Annotated in this window: 16 protein-coding genes; 10 read left to right on the top strand and 6 right to left on the bottom strand. The window is 65.1% G+C overall.

Translation table 11 applies throughout. From position 1 onward, the window contains the following. Window positions 1-37: 37 nt before the first annotated feature. Window positions 38-1,126 (bottom strand): TRAP transporter substrate-binding protein, encoded by a 1,089-nt coding sequence (locus ASC94_RS24800; protein WP_056402251.1) that lies wholly within the window; start codon window positions 1,124-1,126, stop codon window positions 38-40. 73 nt (window positions 1,127-1,199) lie between these two features. After that, complete coding sequence (gene pmbA / locus ASC94_RS24795) at window positions 1,200-2,552, bottom strand: metalloprotease PmbA (RefSeq protein ID WP_056402248.1); 1,353 nt, start codon at window positions 2,550-2,552, stop codon at window positions 1,200-1,202. 93 nt (window positions 2,553-2,645) lie between these two features. Between pmbA and yjgA the strand changes: the two genes are divergently transcribed. The 4 genes from yjgA to ASC94_RS24775 are packed head-to-tail and all read left to right on the top strand — an operon-like array spanning window position 2,646 to window position 4,851. Beyond that, window positions 2,646-3,254 (top strand): ribosome biogenesis factor YjgA, encoded by a 609-nt coding sequence (gene yjgA, locus ASC94_RS24790; RefSeq protein WP_056402245.1) that lies wholly within the window; start codon window positions 2,646-2,648, stop codon window positions 3,252-3,254. Further along, on the top strand, window positions 3,244-3,855 hold the full coding sequence (gene mog, locus ASC94_RS24785; protein WP_056402242.1) for a molybdopterin adenylyltransferase: 612 nt from the start codon (window positions 3,244-3,246) through the stop codon (window positions 3,853-3,855). Before yjgA ends, mog begins: the two co-directional genes overlap by 11 nt. 10 nt (window positions 3,856-3,865) lie before the next feature. Then, complete coding sequence (locus ASC94_RS24780; protein ID WP_056402239.1) at window positions 3,866-4,534, top strand: alpha/beta hydrolase; 669 nt, start codon at window positions 3,866-3,868, stop codon at window positions 4,532-4,534. A 26-nt stretch (window positions 4,535-4,560) separates the two neighbouring features. Continuing rightward, entirely contained in the window at window positions 4,561-4,851 is a 291-nt protein-coding gene (locus ASC94_RS24775; RefSeq protein ID WP_056402236.1) for a hypothetical protein, read from the top strand. 62 nt (window positions 4,852-4,913) lie between these two features. On the opposite strand, the gene ASC94_RS24770 is transcribed toward ASC94_RS24775, so the two are convergent. Next, the gene (locus tag ASC94_RS24770; protein WP_056402234.1) at window positions 4,914-5,465 is read right to left on the bottom strand and encodes a carboxymuconolactone decarboxylase family protein; all 552 of its coding nucleotides are present in this window, start codon (window positions 5,463-5,465) and stop codon (window positions 4,914-4,916) included. 140 nt (window positions 5,466-5,605) lie between these two features. Between ASC94_RS24770 and ASC94_RS24765 the strand changes: the two genes are divergently transcribed. Next, the gene (locus tag ASC94_RS24765; protein ID WP_082616819.1) at window positions 5,606-6,181 is read left to right on the top strand and encodes a PEP-CTERM sorting domain-containing protein; all 576 of its coding nucleotides are present in this window, start codon (window positions 5,606-5,608) and stop codon (window positions 6,179-6,181) included. 66 nt (window positions 6,182-6,247) lie between these two features. After that, window positions 6,248-7,570, top strand: a complete 1,323-nt coding sequence (locus ASC94_RS24760) for an aspartate aminotransferase family protein (protein ID WP_056402227.1) — start codon at window positions 6,248-6,250, stop codon at window positions 7,568-7,570. A gap of 97 nt (window positions 7,571-7,667) precedes the next feature. On the opposite strand, the gene ASC94_RS24755 is transcribed toward ASC94_RS24760, so the two are convergent. Beyond that, window positions 7,668-8,519, bottom strand: coding sequence for a fumarylacetoacetate hydrolase family protein (locus ASC94_RS24755; RefSeq protein ID WP_056402225.1), 852 nt, complete (start codon window positions 8,517-8,519; stop codon window positions 7,668-7,670). Next, window positions 8,464-9,741, bottom strand: coding sequence for an MFS transporter (locus ASC94_RS24750; protein ID WP_307718851.1), 1,278 nt, complete (start codon window positions 9,739-9,741; stop codon window positions 8,464-8,466). The genes ASC94_RS24755 and ASC94_RS24750 overlap by 56 nt, the downstream gene beginning before the upstream one ends. Here ASC94_RS24750 and ASC94_RS33890 point away from each other — a divergent pair. Then, window positions 9,715-10,206 (top strand): hypothetical protein, encoded by a 492-nt coding sequence (locus ASC94_RS33890; RefSeq protein WP_056402222.1) that lies wholly within the window; start codon window positions 9,715-9,717, stop codon window positions 10,204-10,206. The genes ASC94_RS24750 and ASC94_RS33890 overlap by 27 nt on opposite strands. Here the strand turns inward: ASC94_RS33890 and ASC94_RS24740 are convergent. After that, complete coding sequence (locus tag ASC94_RS24740) at window positions 10,203-11,600, bottom strand: KamA family radical SAM protein (RefSeq protein ID WP_056402219.1); 1,398 nt, start codon at window positions 11,598-11,600, stop codon at window positions 10,203-10,205. The two genes, ASC94_RS33890 and ASC94_RS24740, sit on opposite strands and share 4 nt — an antisense overlap. A 218-nt stretch (window positions 11,601-11,818) precedes the next feature. Between ASC94_RS24740 and ASC94_RS24735 the strand changes: the two genes are divergently transcribed. The 3 genes from ASC94_RS24735 (at window position 11,819) to ASC94_RS32805 (ending at window position 18,264) form a co-directional block, all read left to right on the top strand. Then, a complete protein-coding gene (locus tag ASC94_RS24735; RefSeq protein ID WP_056402215.1) occupies window positions 11,819-12,283 on the top strand; it encodes a cache domain-containing protein in 465 nt (154 codons plus the stop codon). A gap of 39 nt (window positions 12,284-12,322) precedes the next feature. Then, window positions 12,323-14,011 (top strand): methyl-accepting chemotaxis protein, encoded by a 1,689-nt coding sequence (locus ASC94_RS24730; RefSeq protein ID WP_056402214.1) that lies wholly within the window; start codon window positions 12,323-12,325, stop codon window positions 14,009-14,011. 482 nt (window positions 14,012-14,493) lie between these two features. Then, a complete protein-coding gene (locus ASC94_RS32805) occupies window positions 14,494-18,264 on the top strand; it encodes an RHS repeat domain-containing protein (protein ID WP_162251451.1) in 3,771 nt (1,256 codons plus the stop codon). The last annotated feature ends 21 nt before the right edge of the window (window positions 18,265-18,285 follow it).

The raw sequence follows: 18,285 nt of genomic DNA, 5'->3' as shown, positions 1-18,285 counted from the left end.
AATTAACCCTGACCCCATTTATGGTGGCGGAGCTGAATTACTTGCCGCGGCCGGCGCTGATGAGGAAGTTCTGCATCGTCGCTTCGGCTACCGAGGCCCACTGGTTCTGGTCCTGTCGGAACTTTTTCCACGGCTCGTAGATCTTGGCGAACTTGGCGTTGCGCGCGGCTTCTTCGTTCATGACGTCGTTGGCGGCCTTGTAGCAGGCGTCCATCATGTCTTTGGGGAAGTTGCGCAGCTTGACGCCGCCCCTCAGCAGTTTCGCCAGCGCGGTCGGGTTGCGGTAGTCGTATTCGGCTTGCATCACCACGTGCGCTTCGTAGGTGGCCACTTCAATCGCGGCCTGGTATTCCTTGGGCAGCTTTTCCCATTCCTTGATGTTCACGTAGAACGAGAACGAGGCGCCCGCTTCCCACCAGCCCGGCGCGTAGTAGAACGGCGCCACCTTGTGGAAGCCCAGCTTCTCGTCGTCGTAGGGACCGACCCACTCCGCCGCGTCGATGGTGCCTTTTTCCAGCGCCGGGTAGATGTCGCCGCCGGCCAGCTGCTGCGGCACCAGGCCCAGGCGTTCCAGCACCTTGCCGGCGAAGCCGCCGACGCGCATTTTGGTGCCTTTCAGGTCGGCCACGGATTTCACTTCCTTGCGGAACCAGCCGCCCATCTGGGTGCCGGAATTGCCGCCCAGGAAGTTGACGATGCCGTAGCCCTTGAAGAATTCACGGGTCAGCTCGCGCCCGCCGCCCTGCTCGTACCAGGCGGTGTGCTGGCGCGAGGTCAGGCCGAAGGGCACCGCGCAGTCGAAGGCGAAGGTGGCGTCCTTGCCGAAGTAGTAGTAGGAGGCACTGTGGCCGCACTCGACGGTGCCGGCCTGCACCGCGTCCATCACCTGCAGGCCGGGCACGATTTCGCCGCCCGCGAACGAGCGGATGTTGAATTTGCCGCCGGTGAGCTGCGAGACGCGCTTGGTGAAGGTGTCGGCGGCGCCGAAGATGGTGTCCAGCGATTTGGGGAAGCTGGACGCCAGGCGCCAGTTGATGGTGGGCAGCGACTGCGCCAGGGCCGGGGCGGCGATCACGCCTGCGGTGGCGCCGGCGGCAGCCTTGGTAATGAATGAACGGCGTTCCATACATTGTCTCCTAGGTTTTTTTAATATTGCCGGGGACAGTGTATGGAAACGTGGGCAAGCTTGCAACGGATAATTAGCTTCCTGCAACAACCATTTTTTCGATCAGGATGGAGCCGGTCTGCTTGGTGCCGCGCACCAGCACATCCGAGCCGATGCCGACGATTTGCTGGAACATCTCTTTCATGTTGCCGGCAATGGTGATCTCTTCCACCGGGTACTGGATCACGCCGTTTTCCACCCAGTAGCCGGACGCGCCGCGCGAGTAGTCGCCGGTCACGTAGTTGGTGCCCTGCCCCATCAGCTCGGTCACCAGCAGGCCGGTGCCCATCTTCTTCAGCATGGCCACGAAGTCGTCGTTTTTCTTCGTCAGCGAGGACGTCAGCGACAGGTTGTGCGAGCCGCCCGCGTTGCCGGTGGTTTGCATGCCCAGCTTGCGCGCCGAGTAGGTGGACAGGAAATAGCCCTGCACCACGCCATCCTTGACCACGTCGCGGCGCTGGGTGCGCACGCCTTCCTCGTCGAACGGCGCCGAGCCCACCGCGCCGATCACGTGCGGGTCTTCCTCGATCTGGATGTGGGACGGGAACACCGGCTTGCCCAGGCTGTCGAGCAGGAAGGTGGACTTGCGGTACAGCGCGCCGCCCGAGGTGGCTTGTACGAAGGCGCCCAGCAGGCCGGCGGCCAGCGGCGCCTCGAACAGCACCGGGCAGGTGCGGGTGTCGAGCTTGCGCGCGTTCAGGCGGGCCAGCGCGCGCTCGGCGGCGTAGCGGCCGATGGCTTCCGGCGCGGCCATCTTGCTGGCGTCGCGCACCGAGCTGTACCAGTCGTCGCGCTGCATCTTGGCGCCCTTGCCGGCGATCGGCGCCACCGACAGGGTGTGGCGCGAGTAGGGGTAGCCGCCGATGAAGCCGCGCGAGTTGGCCGCCACGAAGTGCGACTGCTGCACGTGCACGCCCGCGCCTTCGCTGTTGGTGATGCGCGGGTCCACCTCGAAGGCGGCCGCTTCGGCACGCTGCGCCAGCGCCACCGCTTCCTCGGTGGAGATCAGCCACGGATAGTACAGCTTCAGGTCGCGCGGATTCTTCTCCAGCATGTCCTCGTCGGCCAGGCCGGCGCAGTCGTCGTCGGCCGTGAAGTTGGCGATGTTGTAGGCGGCATCCACGGTGGCGCGCAGCGAGGCGGCGGAAAAGTCGGAGGTGCTGGCGTTGCCGCGCTTCTGGCCGATGAACACGGTCACGCCCAGGCCCTTGTCGCGGTTCTGCTCGATGGTCTCGATTTTGGCCTTGCGCACAGAGACGGACAAGCCGCTGCCCTCGCTGATCTCGACGGCGGCATCGGTGCCGCCCTTCTCGCGCGCGTAGGCTAAAACGTCGCGTGCAAGCTGCTTCAATTGATCCTGGCTGTGGCTAAATGCGGAGTCGCTCATGTGGTGTTTTCTTCGGGTGACCGTTAAAACAGTTATCATAGCAGTCGTTTACAGTTTTTACAGGCCGGGTTCACGCCCTGCCTCACAGTTATCATGCCAAATGCAAACCGGGGCGCCGTCGGCTTCCAATCTTCCGAGTTCGAACAAGAATACGAGCGCCCATCCAAAACAGAAATGAAGCGCCAGTCCGACGCCCTGCAGGCGCTGGGCGCCGAGCTGGTGGAAGCCCCGCGCGACCGCGTCAAGCGCGTCCCCATGCCTGACGATGTCAAAGAAGCCATCCTGACTTGTCAAAGTATCACCAATCACGAAGGCCGCCGCCGCGCGATGCAGTTCGTGGGCAAGAAGATGCGCACCCTGGACGAGGAAGAAGTGGCCCTGATCCAGCGCACCATCGAGGGCTGGAAAGGCGCGTCCAAGGCCGATACGGCCGCCATGCACGCGCTGGAACGCCGCCGCGACAAGCTGCTGGCCGACGACAACGCGCTCACCACGCTGCTGGCGGAGAACCCGGAACTGGACGTGCAGCACCTGCGCACCCTGATCCGCAACGCCCGCAAGGAGCAGGCCGAGAACAAGCCGCCCAAGGCGTACCGTGAAATTTTCCAGATCCTGAAGCAGATCGAAGCCAAGAAGAAGGCCAAGCCGGCCGATGGCGACGACGACGCCGACGACGAGGACAGCGAACAAGATGACGAGTAATACCCTGGCGCCCGAGCTGGTGGTGGGCCTGGTGTCGGTCTCCGACCGCGCCAGCGGCGGCGTCTATGAAGACAAGGGCCTGCCCGCGCTGCAGGAATGGCTGTCGTCCGCGCTGACCACGCCCTTCCGCATCGAAACCCGCCTGATTCCGGACGAACGCGCGCAGATCGAAGCCACCCTGGTGGAACTGGTGGACGTGGCGCGCTGCCACCTGGTGCTGACCACCGGCGGCACCGGCCCCGCGCGCCGCGACGTGACGCCGGAGGCCACGCTGGCCATCGGCACCAAGGAAATGCCCGGCTTCGGCGAACAGATGCGCCAGATCAGCCTGGCTTTCGTGCCAACCGCCATCCTGTCGCGCCAGACCGCCGTGATCCGCGAGACGCCGGACCATGCGGCCCTGGTGATGAATTTGCCCGGCCAGCCGAAAGCCATCAAGGAAACCCTGGAAGGCCTGAAGGACGCCGGCGGCAAGCAGCTGGTGGGCGGCATCTTCGCGGCCGTGCCTTATTGCGTGGACCTGATCGGCGGCCCCTACATGGAAACCAATCCCGCGGTATGCAAGGCATTCCGCCCGAAATCGGCAATCAAACCTGCCTGAGGAAGAACGTATGACCGCACTGCTGGAAAATATCGAAATCGAATCGGGTGCCAATCCAACCGTGGCCGTCATCTGGATGCACGGCCTGGGCGCCGACGGCAACGACTTCGTGCCCATGGTGAATGAACTGGACCTGGACGGCCTGCCCGCCATCCGCTTCATCTTCCCGCACGCGAACACCATGCCGGTGACCATCAACAACGGCTACGTGATGCGCGCCTGGTACGACATCATCCACACAGACCTGGGCCGCCAGGAAGACGAACAAGGCCTGCGCGCCTCGCAGCTGCAGGTGGAAGCGCTGATCGCGCGCGAAAAGGCGCGCGGCATCCCGGCCGGGCGCATCATCCTGGCCGGCTTCTCGCAAGGCTGCGCCATGACCCTGCAAGCCGGCCTGCGCCACCCTGAAAAGCTGGCCGGCCTGATGTGCCTGTCCGGCTATGTACCGCTGGCCGACAAGGTGGCCGCCGAACGCAGCGAAGCAAGCCTGCAGACGCCGGTCTTCATGGTGCACGGCCGCATGGACCCGGTGATCCCGGTGGCGCGCGCCGAAGCGTCGCGCGACCTGCTGGTGAAGCTGGGCTACCAGGTGGAATGGCACGACTACTACATGCAGCACTCGCTGTGCCAGGAAGAGGTCGTGCACATCAGCGCATGGCTGAAGAAAGTCCTGGCCTAACCCCGCAGTACCACTGAAAGCAGAAAATGAAGAAAACCGGCATGGCAAAAAGCGACGCCAAGAAGTTGATGGGCAAGATGGTTGCCCCGGGCGCGGCCGGCTTCGGCAACACCGGCAACACCGGCAACACCGGCAACGCCGGCGAGGTGGTGGACAAGCGCGAACAGCGCCGCCGCGACCAGGCGCTGGGCCTCGTGCCCTTCGCCGTCAAGCTCAATAGCGAGCTGGTAGCGCAGCTGCAAGCGCTGGCCAAGGACAGCGGCAAAGACCTCAACGAGGTCGTCGCCGACGTCGTCACGCGCGGCCTCGCCGCCTGAGCCCGCCACCGCCGCATCCCCGTAGGGCGGGTTAGTCCGCAGGACGTAACCCGCCGGCACCCTCAAGGCAGCGGCGCCGCGCTCGACGGCGGCGGCGCCGATTGCGCCGCATTCATCACCATCGCCAAGAACGTGTAGTAACCGTTCAACCCCATCAAATCCACCACCCCGTGCTCGCCGAAGCGCGCCAGCGCGGCGTTGTAGGTGGCATCGCACACCCGCTTGTCCCGATGCAGTTCCACGCAGAAGTCGTGCACCAGCGCCTCGTCGTCCATCATGGCGTCCGGCCGGCGCCGTGCTGCAATCGCGTCCACCATGGCCGGGCTGAGGCCCTCCTGCAGCGCGATAGGCGCGTGGATAGCCCATTCCACCTGCTGGTCCCACTGACGCGCCGTCACCAGGATGGCCAGTTCCGACAAACGCGTGCCGATCGCGCTGCGGTAGCGCAGGTACTCGCCCATGCGCTGCGCGCACTCCATCAGCTCCGGGCTGCGTATCAGGGGCACAAAGGGGCCATACAGCGCGCCGCGCGGGCCGTCGATGATGGCTTGCGCGGCGGCTTGCTGGTGCGGCGCAAGCTGCGCGAAGGGGATGGGGCCGAGGCGTTCTGTCATGTGGCGTTCTGTCATGTGGAAATATTAACAAAGAAATCCAGCGTTAAGTGATCCGTGTTTGCGCTTTTCGATATGGCGGCGGCTAGCGGCGTGATATTTATTAAACCGCAGTCCCACTTGTTTTTTGAAAGGAGTACATCATGTCTTCATTTCTCAAGCGCATTGCAGGACCACTGGCAGTTGCGGCCTGCCTGGGCATGGCGGGCAACGCCGGCGCGGGCGTATTGACCTTCCAGGGCGTCACCTTCACCACCTCCTTCGCGGCCAACGTGCTGCGCCTCGAAATCGACGCGGCCAACCCCACCGGCGACTGGTCCACCGCCACCACCCTCGGCATGCTGGGCATCAAGGACGTGGGCTCGTTCAGCAGCGTGTCCCTGACCGCCGCACCACCCGGTGGCCTCAGCTGGCTGGTGAACAACAACGAACTGTCGGCCAACGGCTGCATCAACGGCGCCAACCCCATGAAGGTGTGCGCCTTCGGTACCCATTTGGCGCTCACGGACGACATGGTGTTCGAGTTCACCTTCACCGGCGGCACCCAGAACTTCACGTCGCCCCACCTGAAGGTCGGCATGTACGAGGGCGACAGCCCGGACAAGGTGGGCAGCCTGATGTCCCTGAATGTCCCTGCCATTCCCGAACCGGCCACCTACGGCATGCTGCTGGCAGGCCTGGCCATGGTGGGCGCCCTGGCCCGTACGCGCACTCGTTGAGTAAGATCAACGCCCCCGGCTGCGGGGCGATCTATCGTCGTTTCTCCACATCACCGTGAGGACGACATGAGCCACATCATTCACCGCAGCCTGCGTCACACGCCGCCGATTGCCGTCGGCGGCAAGGGCATCACGCTGCGCGACAGCCGCGGCAACACCTACCTGGACGCCAGCGGCGGCGCCGCCGTCTCCTCGCTGGGCCACGGCCACCCCGACGTTCTGGCCGCCATGCACGCGCAGATAGACCGCCTGGCCTACGCCCACACCGGCTTCTTCACCACCGAGGTCGCCGAGGAGCTGGCCGCGCGCCTGGCGTTCGACGCGCCCGGCGACCTGAATCATGTCTACCTGGTGTCTGGCGGATCGGAGGCGATGGAGACCGCGCTCAAGCTGGCGCGCCAGTATTTTGTGGAGAGCGGCCAGCCGCAGCGCAGCGTGTTCATCGCGCGCCGCCAGAGCTACCACGGCAACACGCTCGGCGCGCTGGCCCTGGGCGGCAATGCGTTCCGCCGCAAGCATTTCGCCCCGCTGCTGATGAATGTGCGGCGCGTGTCTGCCTGCTACGAATACCGCGACCGCCTGCCGCAGCAGACCCTGAACGACTACACCGCTTCGCTGCTGGCGGAGCTGGAGGCGGAGATCCTGGCGGCCGGGCCGGAAAACGTGATCGGCTTCTGCGCCGAGCCGGTGGTGGGCGCCACCGGCGGCGCCATCCCGGCCACGCCGGGCTATTTCAAGGGCGTGCGCGCGCTGTGCGACAAGTACGGCATGCTGCTGATCGCGGACGAGGTGATGTGCGGCATGGGCCGCACCGGCACGCTGTACGCGGTGGAGCAGGAGAATGTGCTGCCGGACCTGGTGGCGCTGGGCAAAGGCCTGGGCGCGGGCTACCAGCCGATCGGCGCGGTGCTGGCGCGCGAGCACGTGGTGCAGCGCATCCGCGACGGCAGCGGCGTGTTCCAGCACGGACACACTTACATCGGCCACCCGGTGGCGGCGGCGGCGGCGCTGACGGTGCAGCGCATTATCCAGCGCGACTGCCTGCTGGGCGCGGTGACGGTGCGCGGCGCAGCCTTGCGGCGCATGCTGAAGGAGGCCTTCGGCAACCATCCGCACGTGGGCGATATACGCGGCCGGGGGCTGTTCTGGGCGCTGGAGCTGGTGAAGGACCGCGAGAGCAAGGAGCCGTTCGCGCCGTCGGCCAGGCTGCACGCGAAGGTTAAGGAGGCGGCCATGGGGCGCGGGCTGATGGTGTATCCGATGGGCGGCACCATCGACGGCGAGCACGGCGACCATGTGCTGCTGGCGCCGCCCTTCATCGCCACCGAAGCGGAACTGGGGGAGGTTGTGGCGCGGCTTCAGGAGGCGCTGGCCAGGGCGCTGGCGTAGCCTGGCGGGTTACGGCGTGCCGCCTAACCCGCCCTACGAACATCGCACGTCGCGTAGGGCGGGTTAGCGCGCAGCGCGTAACCCGCCGCTGCGCCAATCAATACTGCTGGTACTCGATCACATCCTGCTGCTGCTCGCCCAGGCCGGCGATACCGAGGCGCATAAAGTCGCCCTTCTTCAGGAAGCGCTTCGGCTTGCGGGCGTTGCCCACGCCGGGCGGCGTGCCGGTGGCGATCACATCGCCCGGCTCCAGCGTCATGTACTGCGACAGATAGCTGACGATCTGGCGCACCGAGAAAATCATGTTTTCGGTGCTGCCGGTCTGCATGCGCTTGCCGTTCAGTTCCAGGTACAGGTCCAGTTTGTCGATGTGGTACACCTCGTCGCGCGTGACCAGCCACGGGCCGACCGGGCCGAAGGTGTCGCAGCCCTTGCCCTTGTCCCACTGGCTGCCCTGCTCCAGCTGGTACTGGCGTTCGGACAGGTCGTTGACCACGCAGTAGCCGGCGATATGCTTCTCGGCGTCCGCCTCGCTCACGTAGCGCGCACGGGTGCCGATGATGATGCCCAGTTCAACTTCCCAGTCGGTCTTCTTCGAGCCCTTCGGCAGCATCACCGGGTCGTCCGCGCCGGACAAACAGGTGGTGGCCTTCATGAACACGATGGGTTCCTTTGGTATCGGCAGATTCATCTCGGCCGCGTGGTCGTAGTAGTTCAAGCCGATGCCGATGAACTTGCCCACCTTGGCCACCGGCACGCCCATGCGCGGGTTGCCGCGCACCAGCGGCAGCTCCGCATGCGCGATCTTGGACAGCTTCTTGATGGCCTTGTCGGACAGCTGTTCGGGACCGATGTCATCGATCACGCCGGACAGGTCGCGCAGCTTGCCTTCATCATCTATCAGGCCAGGCTTCTCTTTGCCGGGACGGCCGTAACGAACCAGTTTCATATTCTTCCTTGGAGTTGATAGCCGCCATTTTACCGGATCGCGCGGAGCGACCCCGGCGGCGCGCCAGGAAGCGGATCAGGCCCGCCAGCTGCAGCAGCACCAGCACGCCGAACGCGGTGCGGTAGGCAATGGCGGGATAGTGCTGCGATGCGTCCGGCCGCCACAACGCCACGATGGCGCCGAAGCCCGCCTGCACGGCGAACGCGCCCAGGAAGATCAACAGGTTCAGGCAAGTGGAGGCGCGGCCGGTGAGGCCGGGCGGCATGGCCTGCGCGACGATGGCGTACTCGATGCCGGTGATGGTGCCCACCAGCGTGAACAGCACCGACAGCAGCTGGTAGCTGGGTGCCCAGTTCAGCACGAAGCCGCACTGGACGGCGATGTAGAGCGCGATGCCGGCGGCGGCCACGCTGAGCGGAGCGATCTTCTTGCGCGCGGCCCATTCGGTGATCATGCCCACCGAAATGGCGCCGAAGATGACCGCCGCCATGCCCAGGTAAAGCAGCCAGGCAATGGCCTTCTGGTCGAAGCGCGCCACGTCGTTCAGCCAGCGCGCGATCCACAGGCCCTGGATGCCGAAGAACACGGCGTGCGGTATCAGCACCAGGCAGGCGGTGTCGCGGAACACCGGGTTGGCGTAGACCTCGGCTAGCATGCGCCGGCTCAGGGGCTTGCGCGGCGCTTCGGGTGGCGTGGGCGCCAGCAGGTAGATCAGCAGGGCGATGATGGCGCAGCAGGCAGCCAGCGCGATGAACAGCCAGCGCCAGTCCACGTAGTGCAGCGCCAGCTGCACCGGCAGCGTGGCGCTGGCAGCGCCCAGGCCGCCGGCGGCGATCAGGTAGCCCTGTACCGAAGGCAGCCTGGCGGGGGAGATCCAGGTGGAGACGGATTTGACGGCGGCCATGAAGCAGCCAGCCAGGCCGATGCCCATCAGCGTGCGCGCCGCCAGCAGCTGGTTCAGTTCACGGCTGCCGGCAAAAGCCAGCGCGCCGATGGCGGCCACGCTCAGCATGGCGAATTGCACGCGGCGCGGGCCGTAGCGGTCCAGCGCCACACCGACCGGCAGCTGCACCAGCGCGAAAGAGAAGAAGTATGCGCTGGTGAGCAGGCCAAGCTGGGCGGGCGTGAGTGCCAGCTCGGCCATCAGTTGCGGTGCCAGGACGGCGTTCACGTGGCGCAGCAGGCTCGAGATGTAATGGCCCAGCGCGAACGGCAGGAACACCAGGAAGAACACCTGCCCGCCCGGCAGCGTGCCCGGCTCGCGCACCCGGCCGATCACGGCCGGCACCCCATAAGTCAGCCAGGACTGCGCCCCGCCCGCAACACCGGCAGCACCGGCAGCACCGACGGCATCGGCGGCGGCGACATCGGCGACATCGGCGACACCGGCATCGGCGGCATCGGCATCGGCAGCATCGGCATCGACAGCATCGGCATCGGCAGCATCGGCATCGGCGACATCGGCGGCGGCGACATCGGCGGTGGCGACATCGGCGGCGGCGGCGGCATCGGCGGCATCGGCGGCATCGGCATCGGCGGCGACGGCGGCGGCGGCGTCGGCGGCATCGGCGGCGGCGGGGTCCTCGTAGGGCGGGTTAGGCGAAGCCGTAACCCGCCGAGCCGGCGTCCCGGCGGCGCACGCGCCACCGGTGGTATCTCCATCAGCCATGGCATCATGCTCCGTTAAGCCGCGTTGCTGTGCGAGCCGCAAGCCGCCGCGGGAGCCGCCGCATCCCCGCGCGCCGAGGCCAGCCGGATCACCTTGCGCGGCGCCGCCTCCCCTTCCTCGAAGAAGAACTTCTCCTTGCCGAAGGCCGGCACCAGGTCGTCCATCCAGGTGGCGTTCGGATCGAACTTGGCATAGAACGGCTTGCGCACCCAGTCCGCATTGCGCGCCTGCAGGAACTGCAGCGCGAACACCTTCTCCCCCGCGATGTTGGCCACGCCATCGATCACCACCTTGCCCGGAAACGCGCTCATCGAAGGCCCGCGCACCGTACGCGACAAGCCCGACACCATCTGGTAAGCCTGCTGGAAGATCTCGTGCGCGCGCGCCAGCGGCAGCTGGAAATACTCGCGCGGCCCGGTGTCGCGCTCCACGAACATATAGTACGGAATAGCCCCCAGCCGCACGCCCGTGGTCCACAGCTCGGCCCAGCTTTTCGGGTCCTCGTTGATGTGGCGGATCAGCGGCCCCTGCATGCGCAGGGTCGCGCCAGTGCCCACGATGCGCTTGACCGCCTTCTGCGCGATCTCCTGGCGCAGCTCCACCGCGTGGTTGTAGTGGCCCATGATGGCCATGTTCTTGCCCGAGGCGACCACCCGCTCGAACAGGCGCAGCAGATCGTCCGCGTCCTTGTCCGACACGAAGCGCTGCGGCCAGTACGCCACCGACTTGGTGCCGATGCGGATGTTCTGGATGTGGGCCAGCTCCGGCGCCAGCAGCGGCTCGATGAACTCGGCCAGTGAGCGCGTGTTCATGATCAGCGGATCGCCGCCGGTGATGAGCACGTCCGTCACCTCCGTGTGCTCGCGCAGATAGGCCGCCAGCTGCGTGGTTTCCCTGGCGTCGAACTTCATGTCGTCCATGCCCACGAACTGCGGCCAGCGGAAGCAGAAGGTGCAATAGGCGTGGCAGGTCTGGCCGGCGCTGGGGAAGAACAGCACGGTCTCCTTGTACTTGTGCTGCAAGCCTTTCAGCGGCGCGTCGTTCACGCGCGGCACGTTGTGCGTCATCTGCCCGGCCGGATGCGGATTCATGCGCATGCGGATGCCGTGCACGTAGCGCGCAATGGCCGCGTCGTCCTTCTTTACCAGCACCAGGTCGCGCAGGTGTGCGTATTCCTCCGGCGCCAGCATGTCGCGGTGGGGAAACACCAGCCGGTAGATCGGATCGTCCGGCACATTGTTCCAGTCGATCAGCCGGTCCAGCACGTACTCGTTGGTCCGGAACGGCAGCACGTGCGACACCACTTGTGTCGCTTCGCGCAAGTCATCGGGCATCCATTCCCACTGGCGGGCCTGCTTGATGGTCTGGCGGGTATAGGGCTTGAACTTCACGGGCACGGGTTCTGCGGTCATTGCAATCTCCTGTGGGGTGGGAATTTCATCGTAGTTTTCAGGCGTTAAAACGCGTTGCCGCACATCAATTCGTACCCGGCTATTTTCCAGAAAGGAACCATTCGTTGACGCATCTACACGCGCAAGGCATGACCTGCAGCAAGCTTGCGCTAACGCAATTCAGACTCCGCCTGCCGGACGTAAAGTATTCCGACACACAACCCACCTGGAGGATTCCCATGAAACGCATCCTGATCGCTGCCCTGCTTTGCCTGAGCGCAGGCGCCACCGTTTCCCCGGCATGGGCCAGCGCCGAGCCGACAGAGAAAGACGCCATCGCCATGGCCGAGCGGGGCGCCGCCTTCATCAAGGCCAATGGCAAGGACGAGATGATGAAAAAGATCAGCGCCAAGGATCCCGAGTTCCTGCAGGGTTCGCTCTACGTGGACATGCGCGACATCAACACCGGCATCGTGCTGGCGCACCCGGTCAATTCCGCCATTGTCGGCAAGGACCTGACCGACGTGCCGGACGCGAACGGCAAGAAATACCGCCGCGAGATCATCGAGCTGGCCGCCAAGAAGGGCAAGGGCTGGGTGGACTACATGTACAAGAACCCCACCACCGGCAAGATCGAACCCAAGACCACCTACATCCTGCGGGTGGGCGACGTGGTGCTGGAAGCCGGCATCTACAAGAAATAGTGGAATAGCACAGAAGCACATTGCGCCGGGGAGGCTGCCATGCTGAACAAATTGCGGATCGGACCGAAACTGCTGCTGGCGCCGGGGCTGGTGCTGGTGCTGCTGGTGGTCACCTCGGGCAGCGCCTTCTATGGCATGGTGCGCCAGAATGCGTCGATGGAAAACCTGGTGCAAGTGCGCGCCGCGCGCCTGCAGGCCACGGCCAGCGTGATGGGCGACGCCAGGTACGCCCACGCCAACATCTACCAGCTGCTGGCCTGGATCAACGGCAGCTTCGCCCAGGCGCGGCTGGACGCGCTGGGCGCCCAGATCAAGGCTGGCCATGCAGGCGTGGAAAAGCAGCTGGCCGCGCTGGCCGCGGTGACCGAGCCATCCGAGCGCCAGTTCGTGGACGCCTCCGCGCAGGCGCTGGCGGGCTACCGCAAGCTGGTGCTGGAAACCATGGAGATCGCCGCCATCGACCAGTCCATCGCCACCAATTCCATGGCCAAGGCCGAGGCGCAGTTCGGGCTGCTCAACACGCAGCTGGGCAAGCTGGCGGCGATGGAAAAAACCCTCAGCGAGCAGGCCCACACGCAGGCGCGCGCCGACTTCCAGGCGCTGGGCGTGACCATGGCCGGGCTGGTGCTGCTGTCGATTGCGCTGTCGCTGCTGGCCACCGTCCGGGTGCGCGCGGCGCTGCTGCGCGACATCCACGCCATCGGCGCGGCGGTGCGCGAACTGGCGGCCGGCCGGCTGGCGCTGGGCAAGCGCAACGAGGGGCGCGATGAAATCGCCGACACCGCGCGCGCGCTGGACCAGACCATCGCCAACCTGAACCAGACCTTGCGCACCGTGCTGGGCGCGGTGCAGTCGATCGACACGGCATCGCATGAAATTGCCAGCGGCAATATGGACCTGTCCAACCGCACCGAGCGCCAGGCCGCGTCGCTGGAGGAAACCGCCAGCGCGATGCAGAACCTGACGCAGGCGGTGCGCCAGAACGCCGACAACGCGCGCCTGGCCTGCGAGCTGGCGGCCAGCGCCACCAGCCTGGCCAGCAAGGGCGGCGCGGCGGTGGCCCAGGCGGTCGACAGCATGGACACGATACGGGCCAGCTCGCGCAAGATCGTGGAAATCATCGGCGTCATCGACGGGATCTCCTTCCAGACCAACATCCTGGCGCTGAACGCGGCGGTGGAGGCGGCGCGCGCGGGCGAATCCGGGCGCGGCTTCGCGGTGGTGGCCTCCGAGGTACGCACGCTGGCGCAGCGTTCGGCCGGCGCGGCCAAGGAGATCAAGGCGCTGATCGCCGCCTCGGTGGCCACCATCGACAGCGGCAGCGCGTGCGTGAACCAGGCCGGCAGCAGCATGGACGACATCGTGGCATCGGTGCAGCAGGTGAACGACATCATCACCCGCATCAGCGACGCCAGCGCGGAGCAGGCACGTGGCATCACCGAGGTCAACCAGGCGGTGGTGCAGATCGACGACGTGACGCAGCAGAACGCCGCGCTGGTGGAACAGGCGGCGGCCGCCGCCGAGAGCCTGCAGGAGCAGGCCGCGCAGCTGTCGCTCGCGGTAGGCGTGTTCCAGCTGGAAGAAGATGACATCGCCCCGGACGTCGCGGACAATGACCCAACGCCGGACTGCAAACCGGAACGCCGCGCGGGCAGCAGCCCCATGCGCGGCATAGCGCTGCTGCCCAAAACAGGCGCCGGCAAACGTGCACGGCGCCATGCAGGCTGATATAAAAATTAAAAGAAAAACAGCTGTTATATTTAGTGAGTATTTATATTGCTCTTGACTCGGTTATTTACCCCGATTAAATTCCGCACTGGTTTAATCGGATTAATAACTTCGCATATAAAAGTTATGCGGGCGCCGGGAGCAATTAAACAATGCCGAATCAAGTATTTCTGCCGTTAGAATTAAAGAAGATCGTACAACTAATACTGGCGGCGGGAATATTAGCGGCCACGCCACCGTCATTTGCGCAGACGCCTTCATCGCAAGGTCCCACCACCTTCACCGAGCATGGCAAGCTGCTGCGCGCTCCTGAAGCAATCGGCGTGCTGGGCGCGGACCTATTCGGCGATAAACTCAATTTTTATAACGGCGGCCTGGAATTTGTGCAGACCGATGTCAGCCTGCCCGGCAATAGCGGATTATCCGTCGGGATCGGCCGGCGCCTCACTACTGGCGACAAAAACCTCGCGCAAGGCGCTTTCATGGAATGGGAACTGGAGATTCCCCGCATTCATGGAACATTCTCCAAGTTATATGGCTGGCAGAAGGCATTGGCAGGCGGCGGTACGACGGTTGAACGCTGCACCAATTTCGGTGCGCCGCCCGACGCCGTGGTCCAACTGGATACGTACCGGTCGTTCGAATATTGGCATGGCAATTCGCTGTATGTTCCCGGTGTCGGCGACCAGGAGATCTTGAAGCGCGATGCGGGCAATACACAGATCCCGAGCGACGGCCAGGCGACGCCGCTGGTCACAAAGAACAATTGGGCCATTCAATGCCTGTCCACCCTCGCCAGTATCGACGGCGCCACGCCAGCCAACCAGCGCGGGCAGGGTTTCCTCGCCATAGCGCCGGACGGCACGCGCTACCGCTTTGACTGGCTGGTGACAAGGGAAGCGCTGACGCTGAGCAAACCGACCGCCGCCGAACAGTTACCGGAAACTTTCGCGGCAGCAAAATCCCCGCACAAGTTCCCCGCCTGGTCCAAGCCTGCCCCCGCCGGCGTGGCCAAGGCCGGATCGGCCGAGGATTTGGCGGAGGTGGCCAAGTTCGCCGCCACCGGTACGGCAGGCGGCACGCCTCACGCGTCCCTCCCACGCGAAGAAGTATGGATTTTGCCGACCCTGATCACCGACCGCTTCGGCAATACCGTCACCTATACCTACGATCCCTCCAACAAGGCCCGCCTGCTGAGCATCACGGCCAGCGACGGCCGTTCCATCACGCTGACGCACCAGCCCGGCACCAGCTTCATCAGCAGCGCCACCGACGGCACGCGTACCTGGAGCTACACCTATGGCCAGGTGGACAGCGGCCGCACCATGCTCACCACCGTCACGCTGCCGGACAATTCGACCTGGCAGCTCGGCGGCCTGGACGGCGGCCGCGACCGCGACGGCAACTACGGCCTGGAGGGCCTGGTGCAGATGCAAATCGATTACCGCCCGACAGCGGACGACGGCCAGCCCTGGTGCGACTTGCCTCCCGCCGGCCTGGATGCGCGCACCGCAACGGGCAGCATGGTGCACCCATCCGGCGCAATCGGCACCTTCACCATGGCGCCGGTCAGCAAGGGCCGCAACGGCGTGCCGCTGGGCTGCTATGGCAACGGCACGCAGTACGGCGCCCCCATGTACCCCGCCTATATCGACAGCTACTCCATGACGGAGAAAAAGATCTCCGGCCTCGGACTGCCCGAACTGGTCTGGCGCAACAACTACGATGGCACTTATGTGCCCGGCTGGAGCGACTGCGCGCAGTGTATCCAGCCGGCCATCGTGCTGGCCACCGATCCGGCCGGCCACGTCACGCGCTACACATTCGGCAGCACCTACGCCGTCGACGAGGGCCTGCTGAAGCAGGTCGACATTGGCTGGAGCGGCAGCGGTGCCATCCGCACCACGGCCACCCGCTACAACCGCAGCTTCACGCAGCCGATCGGCACCAGCGACCAGAATCGCGGCGACAACTGGATCAGCGAACACCGCCTGCCGGAAGACCAGCGCATCATCACCCAGCAGGGCGCGACCTTTAAATGGGAAGTCGCGTCCGGCGGCTTCGACAGCCTGGCCCGCCCCACCAAGGTGACGCGTTCGAGCTCGCTAGGCTACAGCCGGGCCGAAACGACGGTGTATTCCGACCAGCTGTCCAAGTGGATACTGGGGCAGATCAAGAGCGTCACCGAAACCGGCTCGAACATTGTGATGGTCAGCAATACCTACGATACAAGCTACGGCAACCTGCTCACCAGCGGAAAGTATGGCTTGGTCGAAAAGACCTTCACCTACAACCCGGACGGAACGCTGGCCACCGCCAAGGACGGCAAGCTCCAATCCACCAGCTACACCAACTATAAGCGCGGCATCCCGCAGACCATCAGCTATCCCAACAGCACAAGCGAAAGCGTGGTCGTCAACGACATCGGCCTGATTACCTCGCATACCAGCGCGGCGCAGTACACGACCGGCTACGGCTACGACGCCATGGGGCGGCTGAACCGCATCACGCCGCCTGAAGGCGCGCAAACCACGCTGGTGTTCGAGCAGGTGCAAACCCCGGAAGTTGGCCTGGAGGCCGGCCATTGGCGCCACACCGTCACCAAGGGCACCGGCGTGACGGCCACCTACATGGACAACATGTGGAGGCCGGTCTACAAACTGACGTACGACAGCGCGAACTACGACGCAACGAAGGCGGCCGTTGTAACGCATTTCGACCACGCCGGCATGCCCACAAGCATCTCGTACCCGCAGCGCGACATCAGCTCCATTAACGCCCCCGTCAACGGCACATTCAATGACTACGACGCCCTGCAGCGCGTCATCCATATTGCTGCCAATGCCGAATCCGGGGTGGCCAACACCTACACCACCTATCTGAGCGCCTTTCAGAAGCAAACCGTGAATCCGCGCGGTCACGCCACCACGACGTCTTACCACGCGTTCGATCAACCAGTCGAGTCTGCCCCCACCGCCATCGCCGCGCCGGAAGGCGTCAGTGTGGCGATCGCCCGCAATATCCTCGGCAACACGACATCGATCACCCGTAGCGGCGGCGGAAAAAGCGCCACGCGCACCTACGTGTACGACGCGAACCAGCGCCTGTGCAAAACCATCGAGCCGGAGACGGGCGGCACCCTGCAGGACTACGACGCCTTCAACAACGTCGTGTGGCGCGCCACACTGGCAACCGCCACCGCTGTTACCTGCGACCGCACGACGGCCACGGCCGCCAGCAAGATCAGCTTCGGCTACGACACGCTCAACCGCCTGGCCACCATTACCTATGGCGACGGCAGTCCCGGCATTACCCGCACCTATACGGCGGATGGCCTGCCCTGGACGGTGAGCACCAATGGTGCCAACCCCACTACCTGGACCATGGCCTACAACGCGCGGCGACTGCTGGCGGAGGAGAAGCTCACCTACGGCGGCAGCAACTACGCGCTTAAACGCGACTACAACAGCAACGGCCATTTCAGCAAGCTGACCTACCCGGACGGCACCGACGTTCAATTCAACCCCAACGGTCTGGGCCAAGCCACCTCGGCCGGCATCTTCGCCACCGGCGCGGCGTACCACCCGAACGGCGGCGTCAGCGGCTTCACCTATGGCAACGGCATCGTACGCACCGTAACCCAAAACCTGCGCGGCCTGCCGCTGCAGGCGAAGGACGCGGGCGTGCTGCAAGACACCTACGGCTACGACCTGAACGGCAACGTCACCTCGATTGCCGACGGCACCGCCAACAACACCAGCCGCACCATGGGCTATGACGGCCTGGACCGGCTGACATCAACGTCCGCGCCCGGCCTCTGGGGCGCGGCGACCTACGGCTACGACGCGCTGGACAACCTCACCGCCAGCACCGTGAGCACGCGCACCAGCACGCACAACTACAACGCCGCCACCAACCGGCTGACCAGCATCAGCAGCAGCGCCGCAGCCTACAACCTGGCCTACGACTACGACGCCCAGGGCAATATCCGGCAACGCGGCGGACAGATCTTCACCTTCGATCAGGGCAACCGGCTAAAGAGCGCAACCGGAAAAGCCACCTACGTCTACGACGGCTTCGGCCGCCGCGTGCAGATCCTGGGCAATGACGGCAGCCAGCTGCTGCAGGTCTACAGCACGGTGGACGGACAGCTGCTGCTGGCCGCCCAGCGCGGCGGCGCCAAGCCGCAGAAGGACACCAAGTACGTCTACCTCAACCGCCACGTGGTCGCTGAAGTCGAGGTGGCCAAATGACTGGAGCCATCATGAACCGCG

Source organism: Massilia sp. Root418 (assembly GCF_001425265.1).
In the GTDB taxonomy this organism is placed as follows: domain Bacteria; phylum Pseudomonadota; class Gammaproteobacteria; order Burkholderiales; family Burkholderiaceae_D; genus Rugamonas.
Note: the sequence above shows the minus strand (reverse complement) of the source record. Positions and strands in the feature narration are given on the sequence as shown.